The organism is Methylomonas koyamae (genome assembly GCF_001644025.1).
Lineage (GTDB): Bacteria > Pseudomonadota > Gammaproteobacteria > Methylococcales > Methylomonadaceae > Methylomonas > Methylomonas koyamae_A.
Genome location: NZ_LUUK01000052.1, coordinates 1 through 16,564, shown reverse-complemented (window position 1 = coordinate 16,564; position 16,564 = coordinate 1). Strand labels below are relative to the sequence as shown.

The following is a 16,564-nucleotide window of genomic DNA, read 5'->3' as shown; positions in this document are numbered from 1 at the left end:
ACATTTTCAGATGGGCGGCGCTTTAGCGGCGACCAAACCTGTCCCGCGCCGGGCGCTTAAATTCGCGACCGACCAGACCTCATTCGGTCAAACAGCCCCGATCCGAACAACTGTTGATCCAGCAACACCCTACAAACAGAAAGACCCAAAATCTGGTGCCTGTTCAGCACCGAACCCAGCCGCGATCCGCTCCACCGCGTCGCCCGACCCCGTGTGCGCGGCAGCGGCCAAGGATAAAGTATCCATTAACAATCAATATCTTGTCTCCAAACCCGCCGAACAAAACCCGTCCTCTCGGCGGCGATTCGCGCAAGCTGGCACGCCTCGTGCGAAAGTCGTTGCGAAGTCGGCCGAAATCCGCGCCGATGCGGTGGCGAGTGATACACACCGCGCCGAACGAGCTAACGCCCGGCGAGTCGGGTACCGGCAAGGTCTCCGCCAGAGAACCCAGCCCCGCGCCGACTTTCACAGCAATGCGTACCGATGAACGAGGAATATCGACATGAGCAATCTTTTCGCGACACGCCACCATTTCCAGCCGCTCGCGGCCGGGTCGAACTGGCAGGCCGGCGGTTTGTTACCGCTGGAGCCGACCGGCGCGGCGGCCGGCGAGCTGGCGCTGAATCCGCTAGCCGGCGCCTTGCAAGGCTTTCAATACCGTAGCGCGAGCAGCGACCACAAATGGTTCGACTATGTCTTGCTGGGCGTGCTGTCGGTGCTGATTCACAGCGCGGCGATGGATCAATTTCGCGGCGCGTCGCTGGAGCAGGATTTCGTGGAACCGCCCAAACCGGAACCCAAGGTGCAAATTACCTTGAGCCGGCCGCGCCCGGTGGTGCCGCCGCCGATCGTGCAAGCGCCGCCGCCCAAGCCCAAGGTCGTGCCGCTCAAGCCGCCCAAGGAAAAACCCAAGCCGGTGTTGAAGCCGGTCGTCGAGCAAGCGCCGGTACCCGATCCGACGCCGGCGCCTATCGTCGACGCCGCGCCGACTCCTGCTCCACCGGCACCGCCGGCGCCGGTGGTCGAGGAAAAGATCACGCCGCCGACGGCCGGCGCCGACTACCTGAACAACCCGCCGCCCGAATACCCGGAAATCGCTCAGGAGCGCGGTTGGGAAGGCAAAGTGCTGATGAAGGTCCACGTTCAACCCAACGGCAAGCCGGATAGCGTCAGCGTCGTCAAATCCAGCGGCCAAGCGGTACTGGACGACGCGGCGGTCAAAACCGTTTCCAAATGGTCCTTCGTGCCGGCCAAGCGCGGCGAGACGCCGGTCGCCGGCTACGTGACCGTTCCGATTACTTTTAACTTATCTTGAGGTACTTCATGTCCGATATCGCTACCACCGTCATCGTCGACGGCACACTAAACACTCTGATCGGCGCTTCCGCGATCACCTGGGCGCTGATCCTGATCAAGGGCATCCAGCACATCCGGATTTCCTACCATAACCGCAATTTCAGCAAGCGCTTCTGGGGCGCGCCGGACATTCAGGCCGCCGCCCAATTGCAGGACCAGCAAGGTCCGGCGGCCCGCGTGGCGGGCATCGGCTTTTCGACCTTGATCGAAACCGACAGCGGCGCCTCGACCCACGATTTGGAACATACCTGGGATCGTCAGGAGTTGCTGGATCGGCGTCTGCGCCAGCAAATGCAAAAAGAGCGCGGCTCGTTGGAAAGCGGCCTGGCCGTGCTGGCCACCATCGGCAGCATCTCGCCCTTCGTCGGACTGTTCGGCACGGTGTGGGGCATCATGGGCGCGCTGACCAACATCAGCAAAAGCGGCTCGGCCAGTCTGGAAGTGGTCGCCGGCCCGATCGGCGAGGCCTTGGTGGCCACGGCGGTCGGTATCGCGGTCGCGGTACCGGCGGTGGTCGGCTACAACTTCTTCATTCGCCGCAACAAAGTGATCTGGGCCTTCCTGGACGACTTCGCGATCGACTTCGTGCATCTGGCCCTGAAAAACGCCTTCGTCATCGAGCGCGCCAGCGCCGCGAAGCCCGCCAAACTGACTGAAATCGGCGGCGGCAAAAAAACCCGCGATGCCGCTCATGAAGACTTAATCGCGAAGGAGGCGCACGCCTGATGGCCATCAATACCAAAGACAACGGCGGCGACGACGACGTCATGGGCGAAATCAACGTCACCCCGCTGGTGGACGTGATGCTGGTACTGCTGGTGGTGTTCATCGTCACCGCCCCGCTGTTGACCAACGCGGTCCACGTGAATCTGCCCAAGACCGCCGAAACCGCGCCGCCCGAGGAAAAAGCCGCCGTCTACCTGAGCGTGGACGCCACCGGCAAAGTCTTCATCGACAAACAGGAATACGCGGTCGATGCGGTCGAAACCGAATTGAAAAACCGCAAGGGTGCCGATCCGGAACTGGCTCTGAACCTGAATGCCGACGACGGCGTGCAATACGGCATCGTCGCCAAGGTGATGGCCGCCATCGAACGGGCCGGCGTCACCAAACTGGCGGTACTGACCGCTCCCCAATAACCGTACCTCCCATCCCGGCCGGCGCTCAATGCCGTTAAGTTAAGGATTGACCGTTCGTCCTGAGCTTGTCGAAGGGAGAATGGTTAAGCCGTTCATGGTTCGACAAGCTCACCACGAACGGCTTAACTTAACGACATTGGGACGGCGCCGGGATGGCTTTTGTTTTTTAGGAGACGCTGCATGGCGCGCCAAACCGCCAACGACTTCCACCCGGAAGCCTTGAAAAAATTCGACGAATACGTACACGGCGATATTTCCCGCCGCGAGTTCCTATCCTCGGTCCCCAAATACGCCCTGCTCGGCCTGACCGCCGAGGCCTTGCTGGATGCGCTGAACCCGCGCTTCGCCCAAGCCCAGCAGGTGGCCGGCAACGATCCGCGCATCAAAACCAGTTACCTGGAATACCCGTCGCCGCAGGGCAACGGCAAGGTGCGCGGTTATCTGGCGCAACCGGCCAACGCCAAGGGCAAACTGCCGGTGGTGTTGGTCATCCACGAAAATCGCGGGCTGAACCCGCACATCGAAGACATCGCCCGCCGGCTGGCGCTGGACAACTTCATCGCCTTCGCGCCCGACGCGCTGTTCACGCTGGGCGGCTATCCGGGCGACGAAGACAAGGCCAGGGAACTGTTTCAGAAATTGGACAAAACCAAAACCCAAAACGATTTTCTGGCCGCCGCGCAAGCGCTGAAAAAGCTGCCGGGCGGCAACGGCAAGCTCGGCGCGGTCGGCTTTTGTTACGGCGGCGGCATCGTCAACTTCCTGGCGACCCGATTGCCCGACCTGACCGCCGGCGTGCCGTTCTACGGCGCCCAACCGCCGGCCGAGGATGTCGCCAAGATCAAGGCCGCCTTGCTGATTCATTACGCGGGCGTCGACGACCGGATCAACGCCGGTTGGCCGGCCTTCGAAGCGGCCCTGCAAAAGGCCGGCACCAATTACGAAGCCCATACCTATGCCGGCGTCCAGCACGGTTTCAACAACGACACGACGCCGCGTTACGACGCCGGTACCGCCAAATTGGCCTGGGACCGGACCGTCGCCTTCTTCAACGCTTATTTGCGCGACAGCTAACGCGCGGAGGTTCACGTGAAAGTGGAAGTACATGTCTGGGATTGGCCGTTGCGGCTGTTTCATTGGCTGTTGGTATTGGCGGTTACCGGTGCCTATTTGACCGGCAAGGCCGGCGGCGAATGGACCGACTGGCATGGCCGCTTCGGCAGCCTGACCCTTGGCCTGGTGGTGTTCCGCCTGCTGTGGGGCTTTGTCGGCAATACCCACGCCCGCTTCGTCAACTTTTTCCCGACGCTGTCCCGCCTGCTGGCTTATGTCCGGGGCGACTGGCAAGGCGTCGGTCACAATCCGGCCGGCGCGCTGGCGGTGTTCGCGTTGCTGACGGTGTTGGCGGTGCTGGTCGGCACCGGCTTGTTCGCCAACGACGACATCGCTTTCGAAGGCCCGCTGTTCGATCTGATCGACAAGGATTTCAGCGACAAACTCAGCGGCTGGCATATCCGTAGCGTTAACGTCCTGCTGTTTTTAGTCGGCGCCCACGTCGCGGCGATTGCGTTTTACCAACGCGTCAAAAAAGCCGATCTGGTCGTGCCGATGCTGACCGGCAAGAAGCGCCTGCCCCGCTCGCTGGCCCCGGCCGACGCACGTCCGGCCGGCGTCTTGCGGCTGACCGCCAGTTTGCTGATCGCCGCGACGGTGGTCTGGAGCGTCTGGGGCGGCGACCCCTTGCGCTATTTGCCGCCGTTGGCCGGCGTGCGGTCGGCGCAAGCCGGCGGCCGCTGAGGCGCAGGCCCGGCTTCACCGAACGAAACCCCACACCGAGTTTTTATCACCCATAGGAGCAACGCATGAAATCCCAACTGGCTATCGCACTGGCGCTGAGCGCCGTCACCACGGCGGCACTGGCCGGGCCGATAGAAGAACAAATCCGTTTCCGCCAATCCGCCTATTCCTTCCTGGGCTGGAACACCGCGAAAATCAAGGCTCAGGCCGTCGATCACCCGGAAACCTTCAACAAGGACCAAGTGATAGCCGCCGCCAACGCCATCGCGGCCGCCGCCAATTCCGGCATCCTGGAACAACTTTACGGCCCCGGCACCGATCAAGGCACCGGCTGGAAACCCACCCGCCTGAAGCCGGAATATTTTCAAAAACAAGCGGAAGTCAAAGAACTGGAAGCCACTTTTATTAAGGAAGCCAACGAATTGCAAAAGGTCGCCGACGACGGCGATGTTGCGGATATCAAAGCGCAATTCGGTAAACTCGGCGCGTCGTGCAAAAGTTGCCACGACTTGATCCGGGTTAGAGAATAAACCGTCCCATCCAGAAAACCGCCCGCACGGGCGGCTTTCCGGGCTATTTGCATTCGAGGGTTGGCCGCCTGCCACCCTCGAACGATGGCACCGTCCGATCCGCTCGCATTGCTCCATCTACCCCGTCCCCGCCTCTTCACCATCGTTTTAAACGCTCGCTTACAAGATACACCGACCGCCTGCCGGAAATCGCATCAGCACTTGAGCGTCTTGTTACGAGCCTTGCTGCCGGTCACCTCATTTGAGCCTATGTCAGCAATATTTTCATTTTTAGCCGCTGGGTTCTTTTATAAAAAGAACGATGCCGGTTGCGACAAATGCGAACAGGCCTGACGCCACAAAAGCCAAGTTGTAGTCACCAATCAGACTATGGACGTACCCTGCACTGTAGGCGGCTATGGCCGCCCCGATTTGATGGGCAAAACAGATCCAGCCAAACACCACGCCGACGTTTTGCTTGCCGAACAAATCGGCAGTTAACGCCGAGGTTGCCGGAATCGTGGACAACCAATTCATGCCGTAGATAATCGAGAACATCATTAATTGTCCGGTGGTAGCTATGCTGGGCAGAACGATCAGCGTTGCGCCTCTGACGACATAATAAAACGCCAGCGGCCAACGCTTGCCGTACCGGTCGCATAACCAACCGGATAAAATGGTGCCGAACACATCGGCCGCGCCCATTACCCCTAAGGACATGGCCATGGTCATTTCGGTAAAGCCGTGTTCGATGCCGTGCGGAATCAAATGGGTTTGAAACAATCCGGAGGTGGTTAATCCGCAAATGCCAAAACTCGAAGCCAACAGCCAGAATTGCGGACTGCTCATGGCCGATCGCATGGGATGTCGATCGGGCTTAAGTACTGTTCCATGAACGCCATTGGCGCCAAAGGGCTGCAACCCCTTGGATTCGGGATCGTCTCTTAAATATTTCAGCACCAAAGGTAAAACCACTAAACCTAAGGCTACGGCGATAAACAGCGTCGCCGCTCGCCAGCCCTCATGAACATTGATTTGCATGAGCAGCGGGGTGAACACTAACTGGCCGGAGGAGAAAGCAGCGCCCAATATGCCTAATGCCAGTCCCCGGTGTTTATGGAACCAGCGATTGATCAACGCCGACCCCATAATCATCGACGTGCCGCCCGAACCCGCGCCAATCAGCAATCCCCAAAACACATACAGTTGCCAGGATTCCTGCATAAAAACGCTGCCACCGGCGCCTGCCACCGACAAAATCAAGGTGATAACGCTGATGCGTTTGGCGCCGTAGACATCCATCAATCGGCCTAAAAATGGCCCGGCAAGGCCAAATAACAGCAGGTTGAGCGAAATCGCGCCGCTAATGGTTTCTCTGTTCCAGGCAAACTCCTGTTCCAGGGACAGCATGATGATCCCTGGAACAGAGCGCAGTGCCGATGCAACAAACAAGCACAGAAACGTGACCGCGAGTATTACCCAGGCATAGTGAACTGAATCGGAACGACTCTTGGGCATGATGACATCGGACTTTGGCTGAGACATAGTCGTGTGGTTTTAATTGTGAGGCTTTCCGTTTAAAGCGGGGCACATATAGGCTTTACCGTTCGCCCTGAGCCCTTCGGCTGCGCTCAGGAGAGCCTTGTCGAAGGGTGGACGGGAAGCGATTATTCATTGTTAACCCGGCCCCATCGAACACTGGTACACCGTTCGGGCTGAGCCTGTCGAAGCCTGATGTGGCGCGTCCTTCGACAAGCTCAGGACGAACGGTATTTAAGGGCCGGGTTAATAGTAAGCAGACTTATTCGGCGTCTTCGATTTTGTCCATCAGTTCGATCAGCCGAGTCACGCCCTGTAACAAAATGCCCCCGACGCCCAACGCAAACCAAACCCCGATCACAAAGCCCCAATGAATCGGCGCGGCGAAGAATTCTTCTCTAAACCAGAAGGTATGTCCCCACTCGTTGAAACCGACGCTGACCAGAATCATGAAGGGCCCGAATACCGCCAAGGTCAATGGCAGCGAGATGCCTTTGGCATACAAGGGCAAGCGGGTTCTGGCGTACAGCCAGGCACAGCCGCCCAGGATCACGTACAGCGGGAAATTGAAATAAAACTCGATGATGTGGTTAGCGGTAAACGGCGTATCGCGGATTGCCACCTGGTGCCAGGAGTTGTCCTGTTCGGCAAAATAACTGCCTGCCCAGTACACGGCAAAGGTGTAAATGCTGATCCACATCGTCAACGTGAAATAGCGGCGAATCTCTTCCTTGGGTGCCAGTTGATCCAGATTGCGGTCGCGCGTGGTCCATAAGTACCCCCAGAAGCCGCTGGCGACGGCAGCAATCACCGCCAGTTCGATATAAAACAGCCGCATCCAGTATTGTTCGAACGCCGGTTCCGTGGAATCCAAACCGTGTTCTATCGCAAAAGCGCCCTGATACAATCGTAAACTGATGTACATAACGGTTAAAAAGCCAAATCCCTTTAAATATTTGGGTAAGTCGATCAAATACCAAGGCAAGGTTTTGGGGTTTTCGCTGCTTAAGCGCACGTGTTCTGTCGTGGTAGCCATGATTTTTCTCCTGAATTAATTGAATTTGGGAATGACGGCGGCGGAAATGCTGGAGATATAGCGTTTCCCCATCACCTCGTCGTAAAGAAACAACAAACCACCCACTCGGCTATCCGCGTCTTTGATCAGCCCGTCCAGCTTTTGCGATTCCCAGGCGGCATCGCGCACTTCTACGGTGACGGTGCGTTGTTCGCCGGGGGCGATAGGTGTATTGTCACTCAGGCTCAAACCGTTATTGCTGACGTCATCCTTGCCGGGCTTGCTGTGCAGATTGGCTAAGTCGGCATTCATGAAATGCACGTTGGAGCTGGAAAATTCGCCTATCCTGACCGCGCCTTGGCTGCGATTGTCGACGCTGAACTGCAATAGCATCGCGCGTTGAGCCACGTTATATTCCGCTTTTAGCGTATCTACATTGACCATGCCGGCATTGACTTGCGCCGGTAAAGGCAAAATCCGATCCAAGCCTGCCTGTAATGGGATGGCGTCCGGGTACTGGTTGGCGGTGACAGCATTCAGCGCCAATACCAATACTGGCACGCCGACTAATACCGCCTTCGCGATGGTTTTGTCCTGATTGGTGATCAGTTCATGTTCCAATCCGGCATCCAGCATGCGGTAACGGCTGATGAACAAGGGCCGACGCACCCACCACAACAACCAGCCCGCCGCCAACGCGCCCCAGAACAAGTGCCAGAAAATCCCGTTGGCAAAGCCGAAGCTCTCCATGTCGATCAATTCACCGTTAATGGTTTTAATCGTATTGGTGAAATCGCCGGGATCGCCGCCGATTTCCAGCCATACTCCAGGCCCCATCACCTGGCCTGCGTCTTTTAAATTAAAAAACGGGTGAATGTGATAACGGCCCGGCAAACGGCCTTTCATGACCACCTTGAACTCGTAGTCGCCGCCCGGCTCCAGCGATACCGAGTTGGTCCAAGGCTTACCGTTCAGGTAGCGCTCGGTACGAATCAGCACCGGTCCTGGGGTGGAGATATTCAAGAAGCTGGCTTCCGGTTTCGGCACACTGATCGGCCAGTCTTCGGCGACATGAAACTTGCCGCTGACGCTGACTTCATCGTTGACGTTGAATGTTTGCGTGGACCATTGCACGTCGTACCACTGTATGGTTCGCATGCGAATGAACGGCTCCAGGGCTTTTTCGCCATGCGCCTGCGCAGCGGGTACAGTCAACACCAACAAAACGTTGATGCAAAGCACTGCCAACAGCCAAGGTTTAAATAGTGATTTCATGACTGTTCCCCTTAGATTTTTTTCAGATAGCTGGTATTGGCGAACCATTTGCCGATGTACCACCACAGCGGATACATCAACGAGCACAACAACGCCGAACAAAATGCCGCCAACGGTGTGGCGTACTGGCCATAGGTGCGCAAGGTGCCGCGCTCGATGATGCGCAAGTATTCCGGCATGCCGGTACGGATATATTGGAAACCGAATAAATCGGCGACTGTCAGCTGGCTGTTGTGGTATTCGACAGCTTGGTGGAACATGCCGAAGATCGGCCAGTTGGTCGGGTAAAACAACAAGGCAAACGCGCCGCCGCCAAAAATGGAGGTGATGGTCAGGCTGTTGCTGAGCATCAGCAAGGTATCCAGTACCAATGCGCCCGGCACCATGGTCGCCGGCAACACCATGTTGATGGGGAAGTAGTTCCAGTAGTGGTAGGCAAACACGCGGGTTACCCAGGTGCCTAGCAATAGGGCGGCGACGCACAGCGTAGCCCCCAAAGGCAGTCGGAACTTATCCCACAACACCGCCTGTACGGCGGCGGGAAAGGTAATGCCGATTAAGGGCGTGACCAGCGGCCACCATTGCCGATCTTTCCAATCGACCCAGAAGTCCCAGTCGCCGACGGTCAGGGCAAAATGTAGATGAAACGAACCGATGAATAAGAATAGGGCCAGCACCAGGATCAGATAATCGTAAGCTCTGGCCAAGCGGGCTTTTTCGCCCCGATAAGGTTTAAATGTTGAAATAGGAATTTGTGCGGACATGTGTGCTTCCCCCGTAACGTTTTGTAGTAAATGACGGCGATAGCCATCGAAACTGGGCGTGTCGCCAACCGAAAACTACCCTTGGGGGAGTAACGTCATATAGGTTGAACGACACGCTCGCGATATAAGGTAAGGAGAATTTGATGAGCTGTGAAATGGTCAAATTTCATCCGTTATCATCAAGACTGTTCATGCTGGCCAGCAGCGATTTTGTTTAGTATGCAGCCGAATTTTTTATGGAATATCCACATGGCCAACCTGCGCACCTTCGACTTAAACCTGTTGCTGGCTTTCGATATATTGATGCGGGAGCGCAACGTCACCCGCGCGGCGGAATCCATGTTCGTCACCCAGTCGGCGATGAGCCATACCTTGCATCGCTTGCGCCAGCAATTGAACGATCCGGTCTTGGTTAAATCGCCCGCCGGCATGCAGCCGACGGCATTGGCACTAGCATTGGTGGAGCCGGTACGTAGCCTTTTGCAGGAAATGGAACGTTTGCTCGAGGCGCCGCAAGCCTTCGATCCGGCATCCAGTCAGCGCCGTTTCACTATCGCCGCCACCGATTACATGGAGTTTTTGATCTTGCCGGAGCTGTCGCAATCGATTGAGCAGTCGGCACCGGGCGTGGATATTCATGTCAAACGCACGGAATCTGCTTTTCCGTTGGCGCAGTTGGAAAACGGCAGTCTGGATGTGGTGTTGGGCTTTGCCTCGGTATTGAATCCGCCGGCGCATTTACACTGCGAACATTTATTCATGGATCGCATGGCTTGCGTGGTTAGGCAGGATCATCCCAGCATAAAAGCGCCACCGTCGCTGGAGACGTATTTGGCCGCCACGCACATGCTGATCTCCAGAACCGGCGATAAATTGGGAGTGATAGACGAGAAATTGACTGAGTTGGGCTTGGAGCGCCGGATTAACTTCATCGTGCCGCATTTTTTATCGGCACCCTTGATCGTGGCCCAGTCCAATATGATTTTGTCCTTACCCTATCGTTTGGCCATCGCCTTTCAGAAACTGGTGCCACTGCAAGTGTTGCCGGTGCCGGTGAGTTTGCCGGACTACGATTTGGCGATGATTTGGCATCCGTTGTGGGAAAAAGACCCGGCTCATGGCTGGTTGCGCGAGCAAATCAGCAGCATAGGCCGGAAAATAAGCGCATCCCAAATCAATCTTTAGGCTATGTTCGCGTTAGTAGTTGGCGTCGCCCCGGCATGGATTGCCGGGGCCCAGAAGCCACGGACGGCGAAGTTTCAACACATCCTTGTACCATGGATCCCGGCAATCCATGCCGGGATGACGGTTTCGATCTCATTCAACTATTAACGCTAACATAGCCAATCTTTAACGTCCTGGTAGGCCTGCTGCCAAGGACTTTACCTTCAACAAAAAGTACGGCGGTTTGGATTGATTATCGCCGCCGTTCAACGTCGCCGAACGATGCAAGCGATTAACGACGGCATAGAGTTGTCCGTTAGCGCCAAAACTGAAGGAATCGACCCAAGACAATCTTGGACATTGCGCCAATTGCCGATATTGTCGGTTAGGCGCGATCACGCCAATCGCATTATTGGCCAGATCGCCTAGATAAATATTGTTGTTCTCGTCAATGCTGATGCCGTCCGAGATTGGTTTGTCGCTATAGCGTTCAACCCGCTGTGCAAGTTCTTGCGGCATTAACGACTCGTTGATCAAATCCGCCACTTTAATCCGGTAAAGACTAAGGCCGTGCATCGGCCCGAAATAAACCCATTCGTTGGCTAAATCCTCGGTAATGGGATTCACGCCAATATGCGGTTTCACCAATTCGCCCGACGCGGTTTTCAGCTGAATCGGCACATTGTCGATGACCAAATCGACGTTTTCCGGCACCACGCTTTTATGACCTTCCAGCACCCGCCGAGCGGCGCCGGTAGACAAGTTGACCACGATCAAGGCCGCATTCGCGCCCCCCGCCGGATCGCTGATGAAGGCATAATTGTGGATGGCATCCAACGCAAAGTCGTTGACGAACGCATCCTTGGGTGCGATCGGTGCGGGTAAATAAATCAAGCGCTGGAGCTTGTTGGTTTTGGTATTCCAGCCGACCAATTTGGGCGTCACGCCGCTGCGCATGCCGTTGTCCAGCATCCAGACGATACCGTTGCTGTCGGAGCGGATACCTAGTACCGAGTCGAGCTTGATAGGCGCGGTTGAATCGGCCGCGGACAGCTCCTTATTCGGAAAAGGCAGCAAGGTCTGATCCTTGTATTCAACCACGGTGTATTGCGGTTGATAAAACTGATGTTGGCTCATGATGATCCGGCCGTTGGCTGTCGCCGTGACATTGCCCGGCCCGGTATCGAGGTTGGCGAATACATCAAAATTCGAGTTGCCTTCAGCCAAGGCGTCGCTGGTCGCAAACACCATGGCCGCGCAAAATAGAGTTACAAGATTCACTACCCTCTCCGGTATGTTGTTGGGTTGGACAACACCATACTGGATCGTTAAATCATTGTTAAATGACATAATTTAATCACGCATCATTCAATACATTGATGACGATTTGAGTATTTAATCTTGCCAAAACCGTGCTTTCATTCGATCAGTTCGGGATAAGAATTCCCTCTGGTTTGTTCCAGCGTACGGGTTAACCTGTGAGATTCAGGCGTTACTGCCGAAATTCGCTGAAATATTCGAATATCCCAAAGTGGCCGATTGCCAGCCCAACCAACTCTTGCGTGACTCGGCTCAGATCGGAACCATGGAGCGTGTCGATTTCCAACCCCGGCATGCCAATACTCTTGGGTATTATGACGATGGCCTTACCAAGCCCCCGCCCGTTTTGGTGGCGGCCACATAATCGGGCGGAAGCCAGTTGTTTTAAAGTTTTCGGCGACTGACTAGCGTGTTCCAACCAGCCGCGCGAAAATTGCTATTCGACTTGAGAACGCTAAATCCCGCCTGGATTTGCGCATCGACGAAATTTTTATCGAATTTCCGGGTCGATATCGCGCAAGTAGCCCAGCGATGAGCACATTAACCCATTAACCCCGCCCTATAGATCACTGATAATCCATTCGGGCCGAGCTGGCCGAAGCCCAGGCTGGCCAGCCCTTCGACAGGCGAGCGGTATTTAAGGGCCGGGTGAATCATGTGTGCGGCGGCGCTACGATAACCGCAATATGACGGGGGAATTCCATGCCAAAACTTACCTTGCTGGCAATAGCTATGCTGGTCATGGCTCAAGCAGCGTGCGCGGACATCAGCATCCGCTTCGAGAATGTCGAGCATTACACCGACTTGGCCCTGTCCGGCGCCGCTACCCCAAGAGTACAGGCGGATTTACTCCAGCAATTCGAAGCGCATTTTCGCAAATTGGCGGGGCAATATTTGCCGGCCGGCGACAGCCTGGATTTGGCGGTCGAGGACATCGACATGGCCGGCGCCTTCGAACCCTGGCAAACGCCCAATGCCACCAATACCCGCTTCATCCGCGACCTATACTATCCGCGCATCAAATTGAACTACCGCTGGTACGGCCCGGACGGCCAAATCAAAGCCGAGAAGCAGGAACAGATCAGCGATCTGAATTACCTGATGCTACAGGACTCGGCACGCTACCCAAACAACGATCCCTTGCGTTACGAAAAGGCGATGCTGGATCGATGGTTCGCCGATAGCTTTGGAAAACGTTAGCACCGCTGTTGACCGCTTCGTGGAGGCGACAATTGCTCAAACGGTACCGCCCGCACTCCGGTAAGTTCAAGGATAAGATTCATCGGATTTCGCAAACGACCCACCTCAAAGCCAAGGGTAAATAACCGAGGGGAGCGTCCTTTGAGCGCCGGGTAACCCGTGGCCTTATTGACCATTGGCAATTGCCTGTTGGACTATTGGACTCACCGAAGCCGACGTGATACCTCGCTCCGTGCAATATTTAGACTGCAACCATACGGACAGTCTCTTCGGTCCCTTGCTGGCATTGCAGCCACGGCAACAAAGAACGATATTTTCTCTGGTGACAATCGTCGCATCGTTAACGATGTGTTCCCAGCTGGCCGCGGATTTATAAGACACCTTGGCCGGTGTAAATTCAATGCCGCAGTAAACACAAGTCTTGTCTCTTGCTCTGACTTCCGCTTCCAGCCAAGCGGGTATGTTCCAATTATTTGCCATTTCTCGATCCGATTCGTTGACTCCAAGCACGACATGCAACGCCCGGAACCGGCCATGTCTGACGGTGGTTTGTCAATTCTCGGCTAAGCTGTTCTCCAGCCCGGACCAGGCACGAGCTGTTGCGGCTTCCAACAGTTTCGGCAAAAAATCCGGCCAAAAGCCCACAATTGCCTCCACCATGCTCGGCCAGCGGTATCGGAGCGATTGTCGTACTCATACTTGCTCCCCAGGTTGGCGTGTTAAACAGAAGTTGGGCATATGCGAAACCGCTTGCCCTGACTTCGCCTCAATTCTAGCGTCTATTCCACTAGGCTAGGGCTATCAGCCAAGCTCCAGCGGCGATTGTCGAGTGGTTGAGGAAAATCCAAGGCGATCACCCGCCGTATCATTGGCAAATTCCGTTTATCGGCAATACTAATTGCAAAGCGTGTTAGTTAGAGGTGAATATGTTTCAGAATATCGGTATCGGCACACGGCTAACCGGCGCATTTTTGGTAAGCACCCTGATTACCTTGGCCACCGGGCTGTTCGGCATTTACTTTGTCGACAAGGTAGGTAATACCGGGATTTACGTCGGCGAATCCGCCGCACCCTTGGTCGATGCGGTAATGGAATCCAAATTGCTCGCGACCGAGGCGCATTTGAAATTCGAAGAAATCATGGGTGGCGATGCGAATGAATCCATAACTGTCGTTAAGAGTAAAATGGATCAGGCCGAATGGTATCTAAACGTGATCGGCAAGGGCGGCGAAAATGCCGAAGGCAAATACTTCCCGGTGGATAATCCCGCGACGCTGGCCCAATTAAGTATTTCAAACGAAAAGTTCCGGACTTTACGTACGGCACTGGAAAACCGGTACGCGACCTTGGGCCAAAACCTGGGAGAGACCGAGTTTCATCAACTGGACGCCCAATTCGATGCGGCGTTCGATGATTTTATCGAGGAAATCGACAAGCTGGAAACGGCGATTCAAGGCGACGTTAAACTATCGTTGCAAAACCTCAAAGCCACCGACGCGGAAAGTAAATTGATATTGATTGCGTTGATAGGCGCGGCGTTAGTCCTAGGATTATTGCTGGGAAGAATAGCGACCATTTCAATTACCACGCCGTTGCGGCAATGTGTGGAGATCGCCGAGCGCATCCAAACCGGCGATTTAACCAAGACATCCGATACGACCGGAGGCGACGAAATTGCCCAACTGGTCAGAACGTTGGATAGCATGCGTTTGCGGTTGTTGGAGATCATAGGCGTCATCGTCAATAACACCAAGACCTTGAATTTATCCGCCGACTCGCTGGCGACCGCCGCGGTTCAAAGCGAGCGCGCCAGTATAGTCGAGGCGGAATCGTCGGAAATGATGACCAGCGCGGTCGAACAACTGTCGGTGTCCTTTGAGCAAATCGGCCAGCAAGCCAAACAGGTGCATAAAATCGCCGAAGAGTCCGGCAACCTATCGCTCGCCAGCGGCCGCATCATACATCAGACCTCCAGCGAAATGGGGAACGTCGCGGCGGCGGTCAAATCCACTGCCACGACCATACAGGAATTGGAAGACTTTTCCCGGCAAATTTACGGCATCGTCAACATCATTAGCGGTATAGCCGATCAGACCAACATGCTGGCCCTAAATGCCGCGATCGAGGCCGCTCGCGCCGGCGAACAAGGCCGCGGCTTTGCCGTGGTGGCCGAAGAGGTCCGGGAGTTGGCGAAACGCACGGCCAGTTCAACGCAGGAAATCACCGATATGGTCGGAAAAATCCAAGTCAACACGCAACGCGCGGCCAAGGAAATCGAAGCCGGCGTCAGTCGGGTCGGCGACGGCGTTGACTTGGCGAACCAGGCCGCCGACTCGATTTCGGAAATCCGCGATAGCAGCCAACAAGTGGCCGAAGCGATCGGCGACATGACTCGGATTCTAGCTGAGCAATCCGCCGCGACCCGAGAAATGGCTCACCGGATTAAACTGATCGCCGATAGCGCCGCCGAAAATAGTCGAACCGCCGGCGGCGCCGCGCGCTCGGCTCAGGAATTGGCGGCGTTGGCCCGCAACTTGGAAAGTATCGTATCCGGCTTTACCGTGGTCTGATGGGGTCTGAAGCTAATTCCACGTTGTCGGAAGACTGTATAAACTTCGTGATTCCGGCCTGGATCGCAGGACCCGTTAGAGCTCGGAGCGAATCCGGACGCCATGGACGGATTTAAGCCTACCCATCATGGCACCGGATGCCCGTTTCCCGACAGGCATGCCGATCTTGAACAAATCTGACAAAGTAGAATTGGAATCGAATTTTTGCCGTTCCTCGGGCTGCGGAAAACATTCGCCCCAATAAGCCCAGATTGGGAACCGGCACATTGCCGCTGATGGTTCACTGCCGCTCATAACGTTTCAGAATGTGTGTTCAGGGGACATTTGCGATTGCTAAAACCTCTGGAGGCGGGGTGCAAATCTCGCCCCGCGCTCGCTCGCTAAGCGCCGAAATTCGCCATTCCCAAAAGCCGTCATTCTTTACTAGCGTAATGGCATCGGAATCGATGGCCGACTTTGGGTTGGAACCGCCGGCCGCTTTGCGACCGGAATACCTGGCGGTTTTGAAGTCGGAATCGCCAGTGGGTTTGATCGGAACATGCAAGCGTCCTATCGAAGCCTGAACGGCAACATACTTGCCGCCGTAAATGAAAATCCCCGTCCGTCCCGCTTTTTGCCTTGCGTTTATTGCTCGAAGCGTTGCGCGCAACTCTTTTAGTATTACGGGAATCACTATTTGCCTTGCCCGCAAGGCTTTTAGTGTTATGCGCAAGGCTCGGAGCCTTGCGTATATTGCTCGGAGAATTGCGCGCAACTCTTTTAGTGTTGCGGGAATCACTTTTTGCCTTGCCCGCAAAGCTTTTAGTGTTACGCACAAGGCTCGGAGCCTTGCGTTTATTGCTCGGAGTGTTGCGCGCAACTCTTTTAGCATTGCGGGAATCACTATTTGCCTTGCCCGCAAGGCTTGGAGCCTTGC

15 protein-coding genes are annotated in these 16,564 nt (G+C 55.7%); 10 read left to right on the top strand and 5 right to left on the bottom strand.

The genetic code is table 11. The annotated features are described in order from the left end of the window. Positions 1-502: 502 nt before the first annotated feature. From A1355_RS04945 to A1355_RS04920, 6 genes are all read left to right on the top strand, one after another. Positions 503-1,315, top strand: coding sequence for an energy transducer TonB (locus tag A1355_RS04945; RefSeq protein WP_064025589.1), 813 nt, complete (start codon positions 503-505; stop codon positions 1,313-1,315). A gap of 8 nt (positions 1,316-1,323) precedes the next feature. Next, entirely contained in the window at positions 1,324-2,082 is a 759-nt protein-coding gene (locus A1355_RS04940; RefSeq protein ID WP_064025587.1) for a MotA/TolQ/ExbB proton channel family protein, read from the top strand. Next, positions 2,082-2,495: an ExbD/TolR family protein gene (locus A1355_RS04935; protein WP_064025585.1), complete on the top strand. Its 414-nt coding sequence runs from the start codon at positions 2,082-2,084 to the stop codon at positions 2,493-2,495. Before A1355_RS04940 ends, A1355_RS04935 begins: the two co-directional genes overlap by 1 nt. A gap of 180 nt (positions 2,496-2,675) precedes the next feature. Continuing rightward, a complete protein-coding gene (locus A1355_RS04930; RefSeq protein ID WP_064025583.1) occupies positions 2,676-3,569 on the top strand; it encodes a dienelactone hydrolase family protein in 894 nt (297 codons plus the stop codon). Positions 3,570-3,584: 15 nt separating this feature from the next. Continuing rightward, the gene (locus A1355_RS04925) at positions 3,585-4,292 is read left to right on the top strand and encodes a cytochrome b/b6 domain-containing protein (RefSeq protein WP_064025581.1); all 708 of its coding nucleotides are present in this window, start codon (positions 3,585-3,587) and stop codon (positions 4,290-4,292) included. A gap of 65 nt (positions 4,293-4,357) precedes the next feature. After that, positions 4,358-4,822, top strand: coding sequence for a c-type cytochrome (locus A1355_RS04920; protein ID WP_064025579.1), 465 nt, complete (start codon positions 4,358-4,360; stop codon positions 4,820-4,822). Between the two features lie 270 nt (positions 4,823-5,092). On the opposite strand, the gene A1355_RS04915 is transcribed toward A1355_RS04920, so the two are convergent. The 4 genes from A1355_RS04915 to amoA form a co-directional block, all read right to left on the bottom strand. Continuing rightward, positions 5,093-6,319, bottom strand: a complete 1,227-nt coding sequence (locus tag A1355_RS04915) for an MFS transporter (RefSeq protein ID WP_064025633.1) — start codon at positions 6,317-6,319, stop codon at positions 5,093-5,095. 283 nt (positions 6,320-6,602) lie between these two features. Next, positions 6,603-7,376, bottom strand: a complete 774-nt coding sequence (amoC, locus tag A1355_RS04910; RefSeq protein ID WP_064025577.1) for a bacterial ammonia monooxygenase, subunit AmoC — start codon at positions 7,374-7,376, stop codon at positions 6,603-6,605. A gap of 15 nt (positions 7,377-7,391) precedes the next feature. Further along, a complete protein-coding gene (gene amoB / locus A1355_RS04905) occupies positions 7,392-8,630 on the bottom strand; it encodes a bacterial ammonia monooxygenase, subunit AmoB (protein WP_064025575.1) in 1,239 nt (412 codons plus the stop codon). A gap of 11 nt (positions 8,631-8,641) precedes the next feature. Then, positions 8,642-9,394 (bottom strand): bacterial ammonia monooxygenase, subunit AmoA, encoded by a 753-nt coding sequence (amoA, locus tag A1355_RS04900; protein WP_064025573.1) that lies wholly within the window; start codon positions 9,392-9,394, stop codon positions 8,642-8,644. Positions 9,395-9,643: 249 nt separating this feature from the next. Between amoA and A1355_RS04895 the strand changes: the two genes are divergently transcribed. Next, positions 9,644-10,579, top strand: a complete 936-nt coding sequence (locus A1355_RS04895; protein WP_064025631.1) for a LysR family transcriptional regulator — start codon at positions 9,644-9,646, stop codon at positions 10,577-10,579. A gap of 165 nt (positions 10,580-10,744) precedes the next feature. On the opposite strand, the gene A1355_RS04890 is transcribed toward A1355_RS04895, so the two are convergent. After that, positions 10,745-11,839: an L-dopachrome tautomerase-related protein gene (locus tag A1355_RS04890; protein ID WP_082885364.1), complete on the bottom strand. Its 1,095-nt coding sequence runs from the start codon at positions 11,837-11,839 to the stop codon at positions 10,745-10,747. Between the two features lie 741 nt (positions 11,840-12,580). On the opposite strand from A1355_RS04890, the gene A1355_RS04880 reads away from it, so the two are divergent. The 3 genes from A1355_RS04880 to A1355_RS26010 all read left to right on the top strand — a co-directional run. Next, positions 12,581-13,078, top strand: a complete 498-nt coding sequence (locus A1355_RS04880) for a DUF3016 domain-containing protein (RefSeq protein WP_082885363.1) — start codon at positions 12,581-12,583, stop codon at positions 13,076-13,078. A gap of 926 nt (positions 13,079-14,004) precedes the next feature. Beyond that, positions 14,005-15,648, top strand: a complete 1,644-nt coding sequence (locus A1355_RS04875; protein ID WP_064025567.1) for a methyl-accepting chemotaxis protein — start codon at positions 14,005-14,007, stop codon at positions 15,646-15,648. A gap of 618 nt (positions 15,649-16,266) precedes the next feature. Further along, the coding region (locus A1355_RS26010; RefSeq protein WP_231883564.1) for a hypothetical protein at positions 16,267-16,564 on the top strand (298 nt) is incomplete at its 3' end.